The following is an 18428-nucleotide window of genomic DNA, read 5'->3' as shown; positions in this document are numbered from 1 at the left end:
ATGAGAGGCGGGAAGGTGAAGAAGATTCTGGTGATTGAGGAGCAAGCACAGACTCGGAGCCTTTTTATAAAGGGTCTTAGCGCCAGAGGTTTCTATACGATCAGCGCTGAGAATGGCCAAGTCGGTATTCAACGAGCGCAGGAACAACTACCCGATATCATCATCTGTGGCATTATGATGCCGGACTTGGATGGTTACAGTGTTCTGACAACCCTACGTCAGAATCCAGCTACAGCAGTGATTCCTTTTATTGTTGTCACGGCTAAAGTTGCACGAACCCATCTGCGTAAAGCTATGGAACTGGGCGCAGATGACTATATCACCAAGCCTTGTACATTAGAGGAACTGCTGAAAGCAATTGCAGCCCAGTTAGAAAAGCAAACTGTGCTTCGGCAGTGGTACGTTGCGCAATCAGGACAGGAACCAGAGCCATCCTCAGCCGGTTCAAGAGTTCCTGATATGGCAGTCTGTGATACAGCGACATTAGTAGCCACTTCTCCATCAATCCCTCCGTCAATTTTCTCAACTGCCCCTCAGTTGAGTAAGGTGTTTCACTTTATTGAGGCCAATTATCACCAACCCATTACTCTCGGCGATGTAGCCCAAGCAGTGGGCTATTCCCCCGCCTACTTAACTAGTTTGGTGCGACGTCAAACTGGTCATACTGTGCAGCGTTGGATCATTGAGCATCGCATGTCAGCTGCCCGTTCTTTGCTGCTCGAAACCGACCAAGTTGTAGCACAGATTGCTGCTAAGGTCGGCTACCACCACACCGTTCATTTCTTTCGTCAATTTCGTCAATTTCATGGCACAACTCCTCAAGCTTGGAGAAGCGCACATCGTAAAACTAACTGCTCTTAATAAGAGCAAAAGACAAGAGCAAAAGAATTGTTAGTTTAGTCGAAAGATCCTTCATTGAAACTGGATTTTTATTTCGTAAAATTAATAGTGAGCAACTCATTTTCCACCCAGCAAAATGAGGGCAAAGCCAGTATGCGCAAGAGCCTTTTGAATAGGCCATCTCTCTCGATGTCTAAAGATTCAAGTGCTAAGGGTTCAAGTGCAAAATCCTGGCTGATTCTAGATTGATGCAAAATCGATGCTCACTGAATAAAATGCCGTCAAATAGGCAAGCTAACGATGCTGTAATCATCGAGTTTTCTGATTTTGAACAGTGCAATATGCATTGATTCAGTGAGAGAAAAGCTCAGTCCGAGCCTTATCGCTACCCTGCTAGTAGTGTAGTCAATCTAAAGTTGATGTGCACTTTAAAAGCTTGAGGGTGGTGTCTAGAAAACTGCCAGTTTAGTTTTAGGTAAATGATGGAAATCCAAAACTCTCAAGTGTTGACGTCTCCGGCTATCGAGAGCGATAAAATCAAAGCTAAGGAAGAAGGTGCTGTATCCCGAGAACTGTCTACAGCTGCAGAAATCCAAGCCTGGATTGTTGCCTACTTAGCAGAACTACTGGAAATTGAGCCAGATGAAGTCAATGTCACAATTCCCTTTGACCGCTACGGCTTAGACTCCGCAACTGCCGTCGGGTTGACTGGAGATTTAGAAGATTGGTTGGGTAAGAGACTCGATCCGACCCTACTGTACGACTATCCCACCGTTGAAACTTTCTCCCAGCATTTGGCTGAGGAATTGAGAGCTAAGGCTTAAGCCCTCGCTAGAGCTAAGCAACCGACATTTGCCTTCAACTTGCGTAATCCCAGGAGAACTTTATGGTAGATACTGTCAAAGCCCCGGCTCTTTCAGCCGAGTCAAGGTTGAAGAAGCACGTTAAGCTGTCGGATATTAACTACCGTCGCAATACCGAGTCTGACTTTACTGAGAAGATTGAGGCACTGGATCGAAACTTCGACTACCAGAGCAACAGCGAGCACTATTGGGGCGAGCCTGAACTGTCGCTACTCTATGGAACACCTCTTTATGAAGAGGCTTCTCCTAGTCAAAGACTGGCGCTGAATCACCTCTATTGGGCCACCCAGTATAACCAAACGGCTGCCACTGAGGCTAATGCTGTCCTTTACAACCAGGTGACGGCTGGTGTCTTCTCAGCTGTAGGCGGCTACGATTCGCTGTGCAAAGAGCTAGACCTAGAAACGGACCAAGAGCGTGACCATATTCATGCTTTTCACACAATCGGCTACAAGACGAAACGGGCCTTGCTGGGTAAGAGTGGCTTTAATGCTTCTATCCAAGGTAAAGGGTCTCAATTAGCCAAGAAGAGTTCAGCCAAACCAGGCTCTGGGCAGCGCTCTCAATTGTTCAGCTTTGGCTGGAATAGTTCGCCTCTGTCCACCTTTCAAGACTACGCCTTTCGCTTCGTCACCAACAATGTATTCCTCAGAAATCAAGCGCACTGCTACTCGGAGTATTTGAGAGACTTAGAGCACAAAGGCGAAGCCATTCCTGCTCAAACAACCGGTTTGATGGGCCACTTGGGTCCCCGGCCTGTACTGCAATTCTTCACCTTAAACTGCGGTAGCTCTCCCTTTCTGGCCTGCGTGTTTTATGTGGCACGCTTTATGGCCAACATGCTGATCAAAAACTATGAATACCGCTACTCCCACTACTACAAAGAACTGGAGAGGCGCGGTGAATTTATCCCCGCACCCATTGCGGTTTCCCATTTTCATCTTATGGATGAGGCTTTCCACACGACCACCTCTCAGCTCATTTCTCAAGAGTTGTATAGAGACTTTCCGAAGCCCAGTGCCTATGAGAAATTGGTTGCTAACTTGACGATCTACCGGGCTCAGAGTGTGGGTCTCAGTGGTCTTTCCGGCGGCTTGCCTGCGATCTTCCGCAATGACTCTGACTTCATGCTGTCGTTTTATCAACTGCTGCAGTCGCCTGTATTTGGCATGTCACCTGAGGAATCCTTGCAGTGGGTCGAAAAGTCCTTGTGCCACGAAAACGAAGGCTTTCACGTGACTTACAAGTATCACCAGCGCCTACTAGCAGAACTGCGCCGGATGTTTGAGGACATTGAGTACCTGTGGCCGGTCAACCGTGAAATGCGGCTGATGGCTGGAGGGGGGTCAATTGAGAAAGCCCTCCAGAACAACATTAAGTCCTTCGAGCAGTTCTCTCGCTCGGTTGCTTAGAGCTAATCGTTCAGATACAGATTAGGTTAGGTGAGAGACTGAATTTCTGTGCCTAGAAAAATTAGACAACTGATTTCTCCAGTTCAGCCTGTCGCCTAGAGCCGTTGATTTCTAAAGCAAGTTGCGCCTCTATTGCAAGCTGAATCAAGAGGAATGCAACTTGATGTCGAGTGAAAACCGATCGGGTGTAATCCTAGGAGAAATATCGTGGTGGATACTGCTCAATTTTTGGATGCAGAAAGCCAGTCTCAAGCCTTGCCTGGTCAATCAGAAGATAAGTCGCTGAAGCTGATCGAGAACAACTATCGCAATAATCTTGATTCCAACTACACTGAAAAGATTGAGGAGTTAGATAAAAGCTTCAAGTACAGTGACAACAGCCATTGTTACTGGAGCGAGCCTGAGCTATCTCTGCTCTATGGCACTCCACTCTATGCGGAAGCTTCTCCTGCCCAAAAACTAGCTCTCAATCATCTGTTCTGGGTTTCGCAGTACAACTACACAGCACTGAGTGAAGCCGAAGTCGTTCACTACAACCACATAACTGCAGGCTCTTTCTTGGCAATGGGCGGTGAGTACCAGGCGCTAGCTAAACAGCTAGAGCATGAGGCTTTACAGGAACGCAGTCATATTCATGCCTTTTACAGAGTTAACTATCAAACTATGACCGCTCTGTTGGGTAAGCAAGCCTTTAGCAAGCCCTCCGAAAAGAAGCTACAGCAACCTAAAGGCAGTGGTTCTCAGTTGCCGACTTATCAATACTACGCTCTACGCTCGCTCAGCAAGCTCATGCTGAAGAACAAGGAGCAGTACCATTCTCAGTACCTCAAGGACTTTGAGGAGAAAAACAAGCTCTCAACGCTCACCAATGGCTTCTTTCATGGTCGTGGCATCGTACCTCAGTCTCTAATTCGCTTTTTTGCCTTTAACTGGGGAAGCTCGCCCTTTTTAGCGAGTCAATACTACACAGTGCGTTACATGGCTAATATGCTGCTCAAGCATGTAGAGCACGGCATATTCCTGTACTTCAAGAAATTACAGAAACAAGATGAATTTGTGCCGGTACCAACAGCGATTTCTCACTATCATTTTCTAGACGAAGCTTTTCATACGACGACTTCCTTGTTCCTAGGCCGGGAGCTGCACCAGCACGTTCCGAAACCGACAGCTTACGAAAAAGCAGTAGTCAATATGACAGTTTATATGGCTCAAAAAGGCAACTTTAATGGGGTCTCTGGCGTTGTTAATAAACGCTGCTTCGGTGACGATAAGGCACTAATGACTGACCTCTATAAATTGCTTCAGAGCCCTTTGTTTGGCATGTCGTCTCCGGATGCTCTTGCCTGGATGCAGAAGTGCCTGTGCCAAGAACATGAAGGCTTTCATATCAATCTCAATGCCTACAAACGCTTGCTCACAGAGTTGCGACGGGCATTCGTTGATATGGATTACCTGTGGCCAGTTAACCGGGAAATGCGCGTTATGGCTTCAGGCGGGTCAGTGAGCCAAGCGATTCAAAGCAACATCAAGCTCTTTGATCAGTTCTCTATTGAGCAGTTGTCTAGAGCTGCCGCCTAAAAGTTGCGATTGGCCGATTGGCAGGCGCAGTGTCAGAAGTAGTTACCGTTAGAGGCTTGGACGTGGAACCTATCGCAGTTATCGGCCTTGGTTGTCGTTTTCCCGGTGCTAAAGATCCAGAGTCCTTCTGGCAACTCTTACGCGACGGTGTAGATGCGATCACAGAGGTGCCAAAAGAGCGATGGGATATTGACGCCTATTATGACCCGGCACCCGGAACACCGGGCAAAATGAGCACCCGTTGGGGCGGCTTTATAGAGCGGGTCGATCAGTTTGAGCCCAGCTTTTTCGGGATTTCTCCCCGGGAAGTAGAGCGCATGGATCCTCAGCAAAGACTGGTTCTAGAAGTCGCCTGGGAAGCTCTGGAGAATGCTGGTCTGGCCCCAGACAAAATAGCGGGCACTCCAGCAGGTGTCTTTATGGCAATTGGCAACTACGACTATTGCCGATTGCTCACCCAAGACCTAAATCTGGTCAATGCCTACGATGGCACCGGCAACACGCTCTGCATTGCGGCCAATCGCCTGTCCTACATCCTGAATCTGCGTGGGCCGAGTGTGGTGATTGAAACCGCCTGCTCGTCGTCTTTAGTGGCATTGCATTATGCCTGCCAGAGTTTGCAGAGCGGTGAATCAAGCTTATGCCTAGTGGGTGGGGTCAGTTTGATGCTGTCACCAGAGCCCACGATCACCTACTCGCACGCGCACATGATGGCCTCTGATGGTCGCTGCAAGACCTTCGATGCCAGTGCAGACGGCTACGTTCGCGGGGAAGGCTGCGGCGTGGTTGTTCTCAAGCGTCTCTCGGATGCCCTCAAAGACAAAGACAATGTTCTGGCTGTTGTCAAAGGTACAGCAGTCAACCAAGATGGCTTGAGTAACGGGCTGACGGCTCCCAATGGCCCTTCCCAACAGGCCGTGGTTCGCCAAGCTCTGCAAAATGCTGGTGTCACCCCAGATCAGATCAGTTACATCGAGGCCCACGGCACGGGCACCTCGCTGGGCGATCCGATCGAAGTCAAGTCGCTCAAAGCGGTGTTGATGCAGGATCGCAAGCCCGATCAACCTTGTTGGTTGGGTTCGGTCAAAACCAATATTGGTCACCTGGAAGCGGCCTCTGGCATGGCTGGCTTAATCAAGGTTGTGCTTGCGCTGCAACACCAGGAAATCCCACCCCACCTGCATCTGAAGCAACTCAACTCCCTGATTTCTCTAGACGGTACGACCTTTGAGATTCCCAGCCAGCGTCAGCCTTGGTCCGTTGGAGAGGCGCAGCGTTTAGCTGGAATCAGCGCCTTTGGCTTTGGCGGCACCAACTGCCACGCCATCCTAGAAGAAGCGCCTGAAGTTGCACCTGAGCTAGCGCCTGAAGACCGCCCCTATCACCTGCTAATGCTCTCTGCCAAGACCGAGAATGCGCTGAAGGAATTGGCTCAGCGATACGCTGACTTCTGCGCCGCTCATCCAGAAGCATCCCTGGCGGATATTTGCTTCACGGCCAACACAACCCGCGCCCAGTTCGATCATCGCCTGGCGGTTGTGGCTGAATCGGGTGTCCAACTTCGGGAACAGCTTGAGGCTTTTGCGGCTGGACGTGAACCTGGTGGGCTCGTGACCGGTCAGGCCAATAACAAAAAGCGCTCCAAAATAGCCTTTCTATTTACCGGTCAGGGTTCACAGTTTGTGGGCATGGGACACCAGCTTTACGAAACCCAACCGGTTTTCCGTCAGGCTCTCGACCGTTGCGACGCAATTCTGCGGCCTTATCTGCAAAAGCCCTTGCTCGCAGTTCTGTATCCAGAAGGAACTGACACACAAGCATCGGCAAAGAACGGCTCCCTCTCAACTCCGGGTCTCCTAGGCGAAACCGCTTATACGCAACCCGCCCTATTTGCCCTGGAATATGCGCTCTTTCAGCTCTGGAAATCCTGGGGCATTGAACCCACGATTGTCATGGGCCATAGCGTCGGTGAATATGTGGCTGCCTGTGTGGCTGGGGTCTTCAGCCTGGAAGATGGCTTGAAATTGATTGCCGAACGGGGGCGTTTGATGCAAGCCCTGCCTGCCGGTGGCGAAATGGTGGCGGTGTTCGCTAGTGAAGCTCAAGTTACCGCAGCAATTCAAGCGGTAACTGCTCAGCTATCTGAGGCTCAGGCAGTTTCAATTGCAGCGATCAATGGCCCTCAAAGCGTAGTGATTTCGGGTCAAAGTGAGGCCGTTCAGGCTGTACTTTCCGCGCTGAAAGCAGAAGGAATCAAAGCGAAGAAATTGCAGGTTTCCCATGCATTTCACTCGCCTTTGATGGAACCCATGCTGTCTGCTTTTAAGCAAGTAGCTGCCAGTGTGGTCTATGCTGCGCCGCGCACCAAACTAATTTCTAATGTCACTGGGGCATTGGCTACAGCTGAAATTACAACGCCGGAATATTGGTGCGACCACGTGCGCTCGCCGGTCAGATTTGCAGACAGCATGCAAGCCTTGCAGCAGCAGAAATACGAAATCTTTGTAGAAATCGGGCCTAGGCCAACCTTGTTGGGCATGGGGCGTTACTGTTTGCCAGATGGGGTGGGTGTGTGGCTACCCAGTTTGTACCCTGGGCAAGCCGACTGGCAGCAAATGCTTCAGAGCTTGGGGGCTCTGTATGTGCGGGGTGCGGCTGTTGATTGGGCCAGTCTTGACCAAGATGCCCCCCGGCGTCGCTTACAACTGCCGACCTATCCGTTCCAGCGACAGCGCTACTGGGTGGAGTTTGCTGAAAACGGTCAGGCCACAACCTCGCCTACGACCCAAAATTCAGGTCAAGATTCTGGCATTCAAACGCCGATTATGAACCTGATCAAGCAGGGGGATACTCAGCAGTTAGCCCAGCAGCTAGAAACAACGGGAGAACTTTCAGAGCTTGAGTTAAAAGCGCTGCCCAAATTGCTAGAACTTCTGATAAAGCAAAATCAGCAGCAACTAACCACAGCATCTGTTAAAGAGGCTCTCAAAGATTGGCTTTATGAAATCGAGTGGCAAGCTAAGCCAAGCCAGCTAAAAAACGCGTCAGAGAATGGTGCGGTTCAACCGGGTAGTTGGCTGCTCTTGGCTGACAAAGGCGGTGTTGGTCAGGCTCTCTCTGAGCTTCTGAAAGCACAAGGGCACTCTTGCATTTTGGTCGATGCTCAAGCGGCCGATAAAACTGATTTTGAACGTCTATTCCAGGAAGATTTAGCAACTCTTGACCTGCCTTTGCAGGGCGTGATTCACCTGTGGAGCCTAGACGCGGCAGCTGAATTGAGCGTCTCTACTCTGGAACAGGCTCAGGCTCTGGGAGTGGGTAGTGCTCTGCGTTTACTGCAAGCTCTAGCCAAGCGGCCTAATGAAACGCGGTTTAGTCAAATTGCTCAACCTCGCCTGTGGTTTGTGACGCGAGGGGTGGTAACGGTTGGTTCCTCCCGTCCCGATGTGGCTCAATCGCCGCTCTGGGGCCTGGGTAAAGTTGTTGCGCTAGAACACCCAGAATTCTGGGGCGGCATGGTTGATTTAGCGCCTTCTATTCCTCAAACGACTGATAATCAAATCACAGGCGGAGTCACTACGAGTGAGGCAGCCCATCTCTTAACTGAACTCACTCATGCTCAAGGAGAAGACCACTTAGCATTCAGAGCTGGACAGCGCTATGTCGCCCGCCTGGTACGCAAGCAACTGCCAAATTCAACGGGGGTAACCTTTAGCGCCGAGGGCAGCTACCTCGTTACTGGTGGCTTGGGTGCTTTGGGACTCAAGGTGGCGCAGTGGATGGTGGCGCAGGGGGCACGGCAATTAGTGCTCACTAGCCGTCGTGGTGCTTCTGCTGAAGTGCAAGCCACCTTAAGCCAGTTAGAAAAGGCTGGAGCCAGGGTACTGGTCGCTCAGGCTGATGTCGCCAGCGAGGGGGACATGGTCAAGCTTCTGGAGACGATTCAGACCTCAATGTCGCCCTTGCGAGGCATTGTCCACGCAGCAGGTGTGCCTGGCTACGAAGCGCTCAAAGACATGGCTCCTGATACCCTTAATGCGGTACTTCGTCCCAAGGTGGTTGGGACCTGGCTCCTGCATCAACTGACGCAAGGCCTGAAGCTAGACTTCTTCGTGAGTTTCTCCTCGATCTCGTCGGTGTGGGGTTCGAAGGGACAAGCGCATTATGCAGCGGCAAACTATTTTCTCGATGGCTTAGCCCACTATCGCCACAGCCTTGGTTTGCCCGCGCTGAGTGTCAATTGGGGACCTTGGGCGGGCGGTGGCATGGCCCTGGAAGAATTCCAAGTCTGGTTGACCCGCATGGGGGTCGAAGCCTTGCAACCAGAACAAGCCACTGCCGCTTTGGGCTACTTGCTGGGAGCCGGCTGTGCCCAGGCAACGGTGGCGAATGTTGATTGGAGTTTGTTCAAAGGGCTCTACGAAGCCAGAGGCAAACGATCACTGCTAGAACAGGTCGAGGGACAGACCCACAAGGCCATTGCAACGACATCAGAGGCAGCGCCACGGTCGGAAATGCTGCAACGGTTGGAAGCAGTTCCCGCACAAGAACGGCAAGCCTTGCTCACAACGCATTTGCAAACTGAAGCTGCTAAAGTTCTGAAGCTCGCCCAATTACCAGACCCGCAGCAAAGTCTGTTTGACCTGGGCATGGATTCGCTCATGGCTGTTGAGTTAGTGAGCTTAATTCGCACTCAGTTAGGGGCAGAATTGCCTATCTCTGAGTTCATGCAAGCATCTAGCATTGCCGCCCTGACTGCTCTGCTGTTAAAGCAATTTGCGCCAGATATTACCCCAATAGAGGTAGTTACCCAGGTTCTGAATCTCCATGACGAAGCTGTTCTAGAGGCTGCCATTCGCCCTGAATCTGCCCAAGCCATACCAACAAAAGTCAATTCGATTTTGTTGACGGGCGCAACTGGCTTTTTAGGGGCCTTTTTGCTGAACGGGCTGCTTGAGCAGACCAAGGCAGAGGTTTACTGTCTGGTGCGGGCTGCTGATGCTGGCGCAGGCATGCAAAAAATCCAGAAGAATCTAAGTTCTTATGGCCTATGGCAAAGTCAGCACCGGTTTAGAATTATTCCGGTTGTTGGTGATTTAGCGAAACCTCGACTAGGTCTTTCAACAGAACAGTTTGACGAGCTAGCCCACAAGATCGATGTGATTTATCACAACGGGGCAGTTTTGAATTTTGTGTACCCCTACTCGACCTTGAAGCCCACCAACGTTTTGGGCACCCAGGAAATCCTCAGGTTGGCTTGCCAGTCTAAAGTTAAGCCGCTCCACTATGTGTCGACCGACGCTGTTTTTGATTCTTCTGCTTATTACGGCAGGGAAGTTTTAGAATCAGAGCCGATTTTGCACACGGACGGTATAGACCTGGGTTACACCCAGACGAAGTGGGTAGCAGAGAAGTTGGTGACTGTTGCTCGTGAGCGAGGATTACCAGTTGCAATCTACAGACCACCCCTGATTGCTGGAGACAGCCAAACTGGGCTCTGGAACACCGATGACTTCACCTGTCGCTTCCTGAAGGGCTGCATTCAGATGGGCAGCATGCCCAACATGAACTGCGGTATTACTCTAGTTCCCGTAGACTACGTCAGCCGAGCTATTGTCCAGCTATCGCAGCAGCAGGAGTCGTTGGGCAAGTCCTTTCACTTGAATAATCCTAATTTCTCTAGCTGGGCTGAGGTGACCGGGTGGATTAATGAGCTGGGCTATCCGATTCGAGAAATTGATTATGAAGACTGGGAAATAGAACTGAGTAAAACCTTGGGTTCCGGCGATAATGCCCTCAGCGGTCTCTTGCCTTTCTTCCTACGTCGGTGGTCTGATGAACAGCTCACTTTTGCAGGGCTAGGACAGCGAAGAGTAAAGTTAAACTGCCAGCAAACTGTAGCTCAACTTGTCGGTAGTTCGGTCAGCTGTCCTCGGGTCGACGCCAAGTTACTAAAGACCTACTTCTCGTACTTGGTTCGCAGTGGATTCTTGGAAGCTCCGCTAGTGCGAGCGTAACGGTCAGTTGCCTGAACGTCAGTTAATGGCTCGGCATCCTACAGATTTCTGATTGCTTTGAGTTGTTTGATTTGAGTTGTTAGCAGGGTTAAACTCAATGGGATCTCCTAAAACCTACACCCTAGCTTTTCTGGTAACAGGCTTTCCTCCAGATGTGAGTGGTGTTTCGCATTTTAATTGGGAACGCGCTCAATGGTTTGCTAAACAAGAAAACTACCGTGTAGTTGTATTTGCTCCTGATTGGCAAAACGCCTCAGGTTCATCATTGGCGAAGTCAGATTTAGATGGAAAGCTGATTATTGAACGTTATCCCTCGAAGCCGTGGGCTCCCTACAAGTTGACCCATGTGCCTCGATTTCGTGCAGCCCGCCAGATCAGAGAAAAACTTGCTGAATATCAGCCAGACTTAATTGTGATTACAGATGTCGAGCGCTACTTCTTATTGGGAACCTGGCAGCTACCTGGCAGACGTTACGCAAAACAACACAACATTCCCTACATCGCTGAATACCATACGGATCTCTACAATTTTTCAGCCGCTTATCCAGGCTGGCAGTGGTTGCGAAACCTAGCTCGCAGTTCTCAAGTAGCTAGTTATCTGTACCGACAGATTGACACGACAATCTGCGCGAGCGCATCTGCAAGCCAGAGCTGTCAGGAGTTAGGAATTGACAACGTCCAGACTATTCCATTCCTAGGTATCGACGTTTCTACCTATCATCCGAGCCGTCGAAACCGTGAGCATTTGAAGGCCTGGTTAAGTGCCGAGGAAAAAGATAACCGGGTTTTGCTATTTTTAGGGCGTTTGGGATTTGAGAAGCGCGTCGATTTGCTGATCCAGGCATTTGCCAAATTAAAGCGTCGCGATCCCAGATACTCTTTGATCATTGCAGGAGATGGACCTGACAACGTTGTTAACCAATTAAGACGTCTTGCTGAGTCAGTTGCTGATGTCCACTTTACAGGTTTTCTGCTTGGTGATACGAAGGCGAATGTCTTGGCCTCCTGCGATGTATTTTGTAGTCCCTCGCCCTATGAAACCTTTGGGCGTACTGTAGTCGAGGCAATGGCATCTGGTATCCCGATCGTAACTGTTGATAGCGGTGCTGTTTCTGAGTATGTCCTCGACGGAGTTAATGGTTATCTGGTTCCTCCTAATGATGTTGAAGGTTTGGCAACTGGTATTCAAAGGGCCTTGGTTAGTGACAATACAGACATTCTTCAGAGGGCTGAGCAAGGTGCGAAACAATTCTCTCTTGAGCAAGGCTGTCAAAATCTGAGCAACTACTATCAAAGCTTATTAGGCATAAATAAGGATGACAAAAACTTGGCCCGTTTGAGCAGGCGGTGAACGCTGGTTGCCTTCTTCAATCTCTAATTATGGTCAGAAAAATAGACATGGTGAAGCTCGGTCAAAACTTGGATTCTCTGACTGCTTCTGCTTCATCTTTAACTGAAAGCCTAGAGAAACCTGAGCAACGGCTCGAGTGCCTCATTTGTAATTCTCATGTTGATCCAGGCGATAGATCTCAATTCGTGACATTTCCTTGTAATATAAGAGCCTTTAAAGATCAGACTTTCGATGTTTGGCGTTGCCCGAGTTGCTCGGTCATCCATTGCCTGGATGTTGTCGATCTTCCCCATTACTATGCTAAATACCCATTTGCTCAGGCTGGCCTGACAACACCACTGCGTCTTTGCTATCAGAACTTAAAGCGACAGCTCATAAAACACGGTTTTTCTAAAGACAATTCACTCCTGGATTATGGCTGTGCAAACGGCTTGTTTGTGCAGTATTTAAGGCAAAGCGGATTCGCTCACTGTCACGGCTATGATCCTTATGCCTCGCCAGAAGGTTTTGGCAATCCGGCTGCTCTCCAAGAAGGGCCGTTCGATTACATTCTGCTTCAGGATGTGGTTGAGCATGTCGAAAATCCCAGTGCTCTCTTGGCTGAGCTAGATGCTCTTCTTGCTCCTGGTGGTTATATCTTGATCGGCACACCCAATGCAGAAAATATCGATCTAAATCAGGCTAATATCTCTGATTATTACAACTCGATCCATGTTCCCTACCACCTGCATGTCTACACTCGTGAAGCTATCGAGTCCCTAGGCCGTAGTCAGAGCTGGGAGCCTGTAGATTTCTTCGATCGGCCCTATCACGATACGCTCTGGTTTGGCCTGAATAGCCGTGCCTGGAACGAATACCAATGCCTTTCGGATGGGACGCTTGACGTTATTTTTGAACCTGTCAATTTTTGGAGAGCTCTGACCTCCTACAGATTCCTGTTCTACGCCATCTTCGGTTATTGGCTGAGTGCTCGAACGGAGATGGCCATCATGTTCCGTAAAACTGGAGTTTAAACGAATGGCCCCTGAACTAAAGCGAGTGGTCGTCACCGGTCTGGGAGCAATTACTCCCCTGGGAAACACGGTCTCAGAATATTGGAAGGGCCTGGTTCAGGGGCAGAGTGGTATTGGACCCATCACCTTATTTGAGGACTCGCGGATCGCCTGTCAGATTGCAGGAGAAGTGAAGAACTTCGACCCCTGCGATTACTTGAATCGCAAAGATGCAAAGCGCATGGACCGCTTCGCTCAATTTGGGGTTTGCGCTAGCAAACAAGCGATTGCAGATGCTGGTATCGAGATTAATGATCTCAATGCTCACCAAGTCGGGATTGTTATTGGTAGTGGTGTCGGTGGTATCAAGGTTTTAGAAGACCAGCAAGAAATTTACCTCACGCGTGGTCCTGACCGTTGCAGCCCTTTTATGATTCCGATGATGATCGCTAATATGGCTGCGGGGTTAACCGCTATTCACACCGGAGCAAAAGGACCAAATTTCTGTACAGTAACAGCTTGTGCTGCCGGCTCGAATGCCGTGGGAGAAGCCCTGCGTTTAATTCAGCGAGGTGCGGCTCAAATCATGATTTGTGGAGGTACGGAAGCGGCAGTTACTCCCTTGTCTATGGCTGGATTTGCAGCTGCTAAAGCATTATCAACTCGCAATGATCAGCCAACTCGTGCCTCTCGTCCCTTTGATCGAGACCGAGATGGTTTTGTGATGGGAGAGGGGGCTGGCATTCTGATTTTGGAGGAGCTAGAGCATGCTTTGAACCGTGGAGCTCACATTTATGCCGAAATTGTTGGCTATGGCATGACTTGTGATGCGTACCATATGACTGCGCCTACTCCTGGTGGTAGAGGCGCTGCTACTGCGATGGAATTAGCACTCAAAGACGCAGGTCTGTTTCCTAACCAGGTCAGCTATATCAATGCTCATGGTACGAGTACCCCCGCTAATGACATCACAGAAACCTCAGCGATCAAGCTAGCTTTGGGGCAGCATGCTTCACAAGTCGCTATTAGTTCTACTAAATCGATGACTGGTCATCTTTTGGGCGGCTCCGGGGGAATCGAGGCAATTGCAACTGTAATGGCTGTCGTTAAGGATACGGTCCCTCCAACTATCAATTTGGACAACCCTGATGCAGGTTGTGACCTGGATTATGTGCCTCACCATAGCCGTAGCCAACAGGTGGAAGTTGCTCTATCCAATTCTTTTGGCTTTGGTGGTCACAACGTTACTCTCGCGTTCAGAAAATTTGAGGGCTAGCTGTGGACCTCTTCTGAGCGCTCCTTAGCAGTATTTCAATCAAAATCAAAAACTCTGAATCACAAACTCAGGATTAAAAGAGGCGAATTGAACCGTGTCAAAATCAACCTTGCTTGATACCAACTCAGTTAGTTCTCCTACGACCGAGATTGAGGATCATTCGTCTGAATCTGCTGCTTTACAAGCACCCCCGTCCACTTTTAGCATTCAAGATCTTCAAAAGCTATTACCCCATCGCTATCCCTTTCTTTTAGTCGACCGAATTCTCGAATATGTACCAGGTAAACGAGCAGTTGGTTTGAAGAATATCACCTTCAATGAACCTCAATTTCAGGGTCATTTTCCAGGGCAACCGATTATGCCGGGAGTGCTAATTGTGGAAGCTATGGCTCAGGTTGGTGGCGTGGTCCTAACGCAGATGTTAGACTCCCAAGAAGGGCTATTTCTATTTGCGGGCATCGATAAAGTTCGCTTCCGTCGCCAAGTGGTGCCTGGCGATCAGTTAGTAATGACCGTAGAACTATTGTGTGTCAAGCAGCGCCGCTTCGGCAAAATGCAAGCACGGGCTGAAGTGGATGGCAAGCTAGTAACTGAAGGCGAACTGACTTTTTCTATGTTGGTGGGCTAACCAAAAAACAGATGAGGAAAAATGGGACTTGTAAAGCAGTGCTCCATTGGGTTAATTGCCACATTGAGCCTTAGCTTTAGCTTTGGCTGGATACAGAAAACCTCAGCCGCCGAAAGCCGTTGTCAGGGGGCTAGTTGCAAGGATAAAAATCCAGTAGAGTACGGCTGTGATGCCGATGGGAGCTTTGTGGAGCAGGTCATCACGACCGTTTATCGTTGGCAAGATTCCTGGCAGCCTCAACAAATCATTATTGAGAAAACATATTCGAAATCCTGCAATGCTACTTGGACTAGAGCTTATATTCCAAGTGAGACGTTTCTCTTTATTAGAGACCAAGCCCCGATCAATGGCAGTGAACAAATTCATGGTCTGTTTCAAGCCAATGGGACAGGCTACTTTTGGTCAAATAGCAACATGGCCCCTGGGCGCAGTGTTAATCAAGCTTGTGTCGCGTTGCAGAGTATTCCTCTGCCAGGCTTAGGCTATTTGTACGACCGTCATTGCACAAGCTTCAACTAATACCAACTCACTTTTTAACTGCTACAAATCAGAACCCCTCCCAACCTCTCCTTGCCAAGGAGAGGTTGGGAGGGGTTCTGATTTGTTACTCTCGTTTAGGGAATCGGTATAAAAGTGTTGAACTTAGCCCATTAAACCTGCTAAAATCCCATATGCCTCAACGTCTATAGAAGTTAAGACATGGGCTTGTAGCGTCGCCAAGTGCTATTGCGTCAATTGCTATTGCATGACCATCTTCAGGATTTCTCTGTTATAAACGGAAGCTCTATAAAAGCTTTACTGACAAAGTAGCCAAGCTTATGTGATGCGCTGGATTCCTTTAAAGCGCTTGATGCGTTCTGTGGAGCTGCTTCACCAACCGAACCTCGGTACTTGAGCTTCAGCTAGGTAGGTCCTCAGTATAATTTTTAGATGAAGATACTGAGCTGAGGTAGACATCCCTTAGATTCAAGTGCCAGGATTCGCCCATAAAGCGGTTTCCAAAGGCTACTGGGATTACAGGCTAAGTAGTCTCATCAAAACCTTTGCATCTCTTAAGACGAGCATCTACGCGACACCTCAGCTTGCGCTGACTGGGTATGTTTGGGACCTGCCTAGGCTATGCGCCTGATTTGCATCTCTTAAGACGAGCATCTACACAACACCCTAACCGTGACGTTGAGGAATGCACTGTGCATTTCTACGGCATCACGCGTCTTGAGCTGTAGCGACGTAAAACCCAAAGCCGATCTGGAGCCGCTTTTACGACCAATTCTCTGCTTGTGGAGAGCAACTTAAAGTGGCTGAACAGGTATTTGCCCTGCAAACTTACACTCCTAACAGCGATGTCGCTGCTGCCTTTAACCTAGGTCAAATTCAGATTATTTATGGTCGTACTGGTAACGACGCTCTTCTAGGCTATCAACCAGTTAGCAAACCTGGTCAAACCCAAATCGAGATTTTTCTCGGTGATGTGGCTGTCGAGGATCCGGCTTTGCGTCAGTGGAGCGACACCTTTATTCTAGGTGATTCAAACCAGTCTTACTATGGCAATGGTGATGCTAATATCCTTGGTCTAAACGATTTTGGCCTTGTAACTGACTTTAACCCGGCACTAGATACTATCCAGCTCTACGGTAACGCGAGCAACTATCAGCTCGTTGACGTTGGCCTTGGCTCTGCAATTCTTCAGCAGAATCAAGACGGTGCTGATGTTGTCGGCTTTTTGCTCGGCAACACAAATTTGAGCCTAGACAGTAACTATTTTAATTATCGAGGGACCACACCACCTCCTGGGCCAACCGTGCCTAAGGCTCAGCAACTGGGAACCCCCCGTTTTGACTTGACACCTGCCACGACCACAGACACCTCGGGCAATGTCTATATTGCCGGAGCGACAAACGGCTCCCTAGGTGGTGCTAATAATGGGGATTCTCGTGATGCGGTAGTTGCTAAGTACGATAACCAGGGCAATCTGCTGTTTACCAAACAGTTCGGTACCGACGAGTTCGATCAAATCTTTGCCATTGACACCGATGCTCAAGGTAACTTCTACGTTGCTGGCAATACTGAAGGTGATCTAGGCGGAGCCGAGCAAGGAGCTATTGGCGATGCCTTTGTTGCCAAATTCGACAGCAATGGTAACCAGCAGTGGATTGAAACGTTGAGCAATGGCCTATCTGATAGCGCCTATTCCATTGATGTGGATGGCAGTGGCACAGTTTATCTATCCGGTGCAACGGTTAGGCCTGTCGAGGGAGAGCCGGTTGTACCAGTCGGTTTTCAAACTAATTTCTGGACCAGTAAGTTCGATACGAACGGTAATCAGCAGTGGTTTACCGAGATTGGCACTCCCGCTAGTTTTGACGAGTCTTATGGGGTGACTGTCGGTAATGATGGCAGCATTTATGCAACTGGCTGGACTCTAGGTGGCGATGTAGCCGCGGAGAACAAAGGCCTTTACGATGGTCTGGTTGCTAAGTTTGAAAGTAGTACTGGCCAGGTAGAGTTTGTCCGACAGTTCGGCACTCCGGACTATGAATGGTCGTGGAGTGTTGATACTGACAGCCAGGGCAATGTTTATGCAACCGGCTGGACTTTAGGCCAATTAGGCGACGAGAACCCTGGCTCCTACGACGCCTTTTTAACCAAGTTTGACGCCCTTGGTAACCAACTGTGGATTCAACAGTTTGGTTCTGACGGGGATGATGAAGCCTTCGACTTAGTCATCGATTCCCAAGACAACCTCTTCATCACCGGTTATACCAACGGCAGCTTTGGCGGACCTAACCTTGGGTCTTTTGATCCCTGGGTTGCTAGATATGACGTCAATGGAAATCAGGTATGGCTTCAACAATTTGGCACTCCTGATTACGATCAAGCCTACAGTATTACCAGCGATAACGTCGGCAACCTCTACGTTACAGGTATCACTCAGGGTTCTTTAGGTGGCCTCAATGCTGGCTCTTTCGATAGCTGGGTCGCTAAGCTCGATGTATCCTCTGGTAACTTGCTGAACTTCGGTGGCACTGCACAGACGGCTGATCGCTCAGCCTCTGTCCCCATTAGCAAGTCGGCAACTCAACAGCTCAATGCCCAGCAGAAAGGCTTGCTTGAAAACTTCTTCGAGCAGTTTGTTACTGGCACACTGGGCCTAAGTGGTGGTAGTGGTGGACCCAACGGAACAGGTTTGGAGAAATTAGTTACAGATCCTTATGCTCCACCGCCAACTTCTGTGCCTGAGCCCTCTGCTGGCTTGGGTCTATTGGCGCTTGCAGCCTTCTCCTGCGTTAGCAGAAAACTGAGAGCTCGCTCCAAAGCTTCGGGCAAGGCGAGACTGCCAGTTCAGTAACACAGAACTAGCCCTGGTAATACAGGCGTTGCCTGCTTCAAGTAGGTCTGCTCAAGCAGTAGACCTACTTGAAATGCGTAGGTGTCTTTGGGGTGCCACTGAATCAATAAGGCCATTTTGCA

General features: G+C 49.5%; 12 protein-coding genes. 11 read left to right on the top strand and 1 reads right to left on the bottom strand.

Annotated features, from left to right (window positions below):
* Positions 1-15: 15 nt before the first annotated feature.
* From H6F94_RS21290 to H6F94_RS33325, 11 genes are all read left to right on the top strand, one after another.
* On the top strand, positions 16-861 hold the full coding sequence (locus H6F94_RS21290; RefSeq protein ID WP_313949347.1) for a helix-turn-helix domain-containing protein: 846 nt from the start codon (positions 16-18) through the stop codon (positions 859-861).
* Positions 862-1319: 458 nt separating this feature from the next.
* Positions 1320-1664 carry an acyl carrier protein gene (locus H6F94_RS21285; RefSeq protein WP_199320570.1) on the top strand — a complete coding sequence of 115 codons (345 nt, stop codon included), beginning with the start codon at positions 1320-1322 and terminating at the stop codon, positions 1662-1664.
* Between the two features lie 62 nt (positions 1665-1726).
* A complete protein-coding gene (locus tag H6F94_RS21280; RefSeq protein WP_190804255.1) occupies positions 1727-3115 on the top strand; it encodes a hypothetical protein in 1389 nt (462 codons plus the stop codon).
* Between the two features lie 210 nt (positions 3116-3325).
* Positions 3326-4693, top strand: coding sequence for a hypothetical protein (locus H6F94_RS21275; RefSeq protein ID WP_199320569.1), 1368 nt, complete (start codon positions 3326-3328; stop codon positions 4691-4693).
* Between the two features lie 62 nt (positions 4694-4755).
* Entirely contained in the window at positions 4756-10710 is a 5955-nt protein-coding gene (locus tag H6F94_RS21270; RefSeq protein ID WP_190804254.1) for a type I polyketide synthase, read from the top strand.
* A 97-nt stretch (positions 10711-10807) separates the two neighbouring features.
* Positions 10808-12061 (top strand): glycosyltransferase, encoded by a 1254-nt coding sequence (locus H6F94_RS21265; protein WP_190804253.1) that lies wholly within the window; start codon positions 10808-10810, stop codon positions 12059-12061.
* A 185-nt stretch (positions 12062-12246) separates the two neighbouring features.
* Entirely contained in the window at positions 12247-13074 is an 828-nt protein-coding gene (locus H6F94_RS21260; RefSeq protein ID WP_199320568.1) for a class I SAM-dependent methyltransferase, read from the top strand.
* 4 nt (positions 13075-13078) lie between these two features.
* Complete coding sequence (gene fabF, locus H6F94_RS21255) at positions 13079-14329, top strand: beta-ketoacyl-ACP synthase II (protein ID WP_190804252.1); 1251 nt, start codon at positions 13079-13081, stop codon at positions 14327-14329.
* A gap of 94 nt (positions 14330-14423) precedes the next feature.
* The gene (fabZ, locus tag H6F94_RS21250; RefSeq protein WP_524537855.1) at positions 14424-14957 is read left to right on the top strand and encodes a 3-hydroxyacyl-ACP dehydratase FabZ; all 534 of its coding nucleotides are present in this window, start codon (positions 14424-14426) and stop codon (positions 14955-14957) included.
* 21 nt (positions 14958-14978) lie between these two features.
* Positions 14979-15476 (top strand): hypothetical protein, encoded by a 498-nt coding sequence (locus tag H6F94_RS21245; RefSeq protein ID WP_190804251.1) that lies wholly within the window; start codon positions 14979-14981, stop codon positions 15474-15476.
* Between the two features lie 778 nt (positions 15477-16254).
* A complete protein-coding gene (locus H6F94_RS33325; RefSeq protein ID WP_190804250.1) occupies positions 16255-18306 on the top strand; it encodes an SBBP repeat-containing protein in 2052 nt (683 codons plus the stop codon).
* On the opposite strand, the gene H6F94_RS33055 is transcribed toward H6F94_RS33325, so the two are convergent.
* On the bottom strand, positions 18300-18422 hold the full coding sequence (locus tag H6F94_RS33055) for a hypothetical protein (RefSeq protein ID WP_277878138.1): 123 nt from the start codon (positions 18420-18422) through the stop codon (positions 18300-18302). The two genes, H6F94_RS33325 and H6F94_RS33055, sit on opposite strands and share 7 nt — an antisense overlap.
* Positions 18423-18428 lie beyond the last annotated feature (6 nt).

It is taken from the genome of Leptolyngbya sp. FACHB-261, assembly GCF_014696065.1.
In the GTDB taxonomy this organism is placed as follows: Bacteria; Cyanobacteriota; Cyanobacteriia; order FACHB-261; family FACHB-261; genus FACHB-261.
This window is presented reverse-complemented; position numbering and strand designations above follow the sequence as displayed.

Bases quoted from the DNA above. Each gene is read 5' to 3' on its own strand.
- H6F94_RS21285 (WP_199320570.1), top strand. From the start codon at position 1,320: ATGATGGAAATCCAAAACTCTCAAGTGTTGACGTCTCCGGCTATCGAG.
- H6F94_RS21280 (WP_190804255.1), top strand. From the start codon at position 1,727: ATGGTAGATACTGTCAAAGCCCCGGCTCTTTCAGCCGAGTCAAGGTTG.
- H6F94_RS21265 (WP_190804253.1), top strand. From the start codon at position 10,808: ATGGGATCTCCTAAAACCTACACCCTAGCTTTTCTGGTAACAGGCTTT.
- fabF (WP_190804252.1), top strand. From the start codon at position 13,079: ATGGCCCCTGAACTAAAGCGAGTGGTCGTCACCGGTCTGGGAGCAATT.
- H6F94_RS21245 (WP_190804251.1), top strand. From the start codon at position 14,979: ATGGGACTTGTAAAGCAGTGCTCCATTGGGTTAATTGCCACATTGAGC.
- H6F94_RS33055 (WP_277878138.1), bottom strand. From the start codon at position 18,422: ATGGCCTTATTGATTCAGTGGCACCCCAAAGACACCTACGCATTTCAA.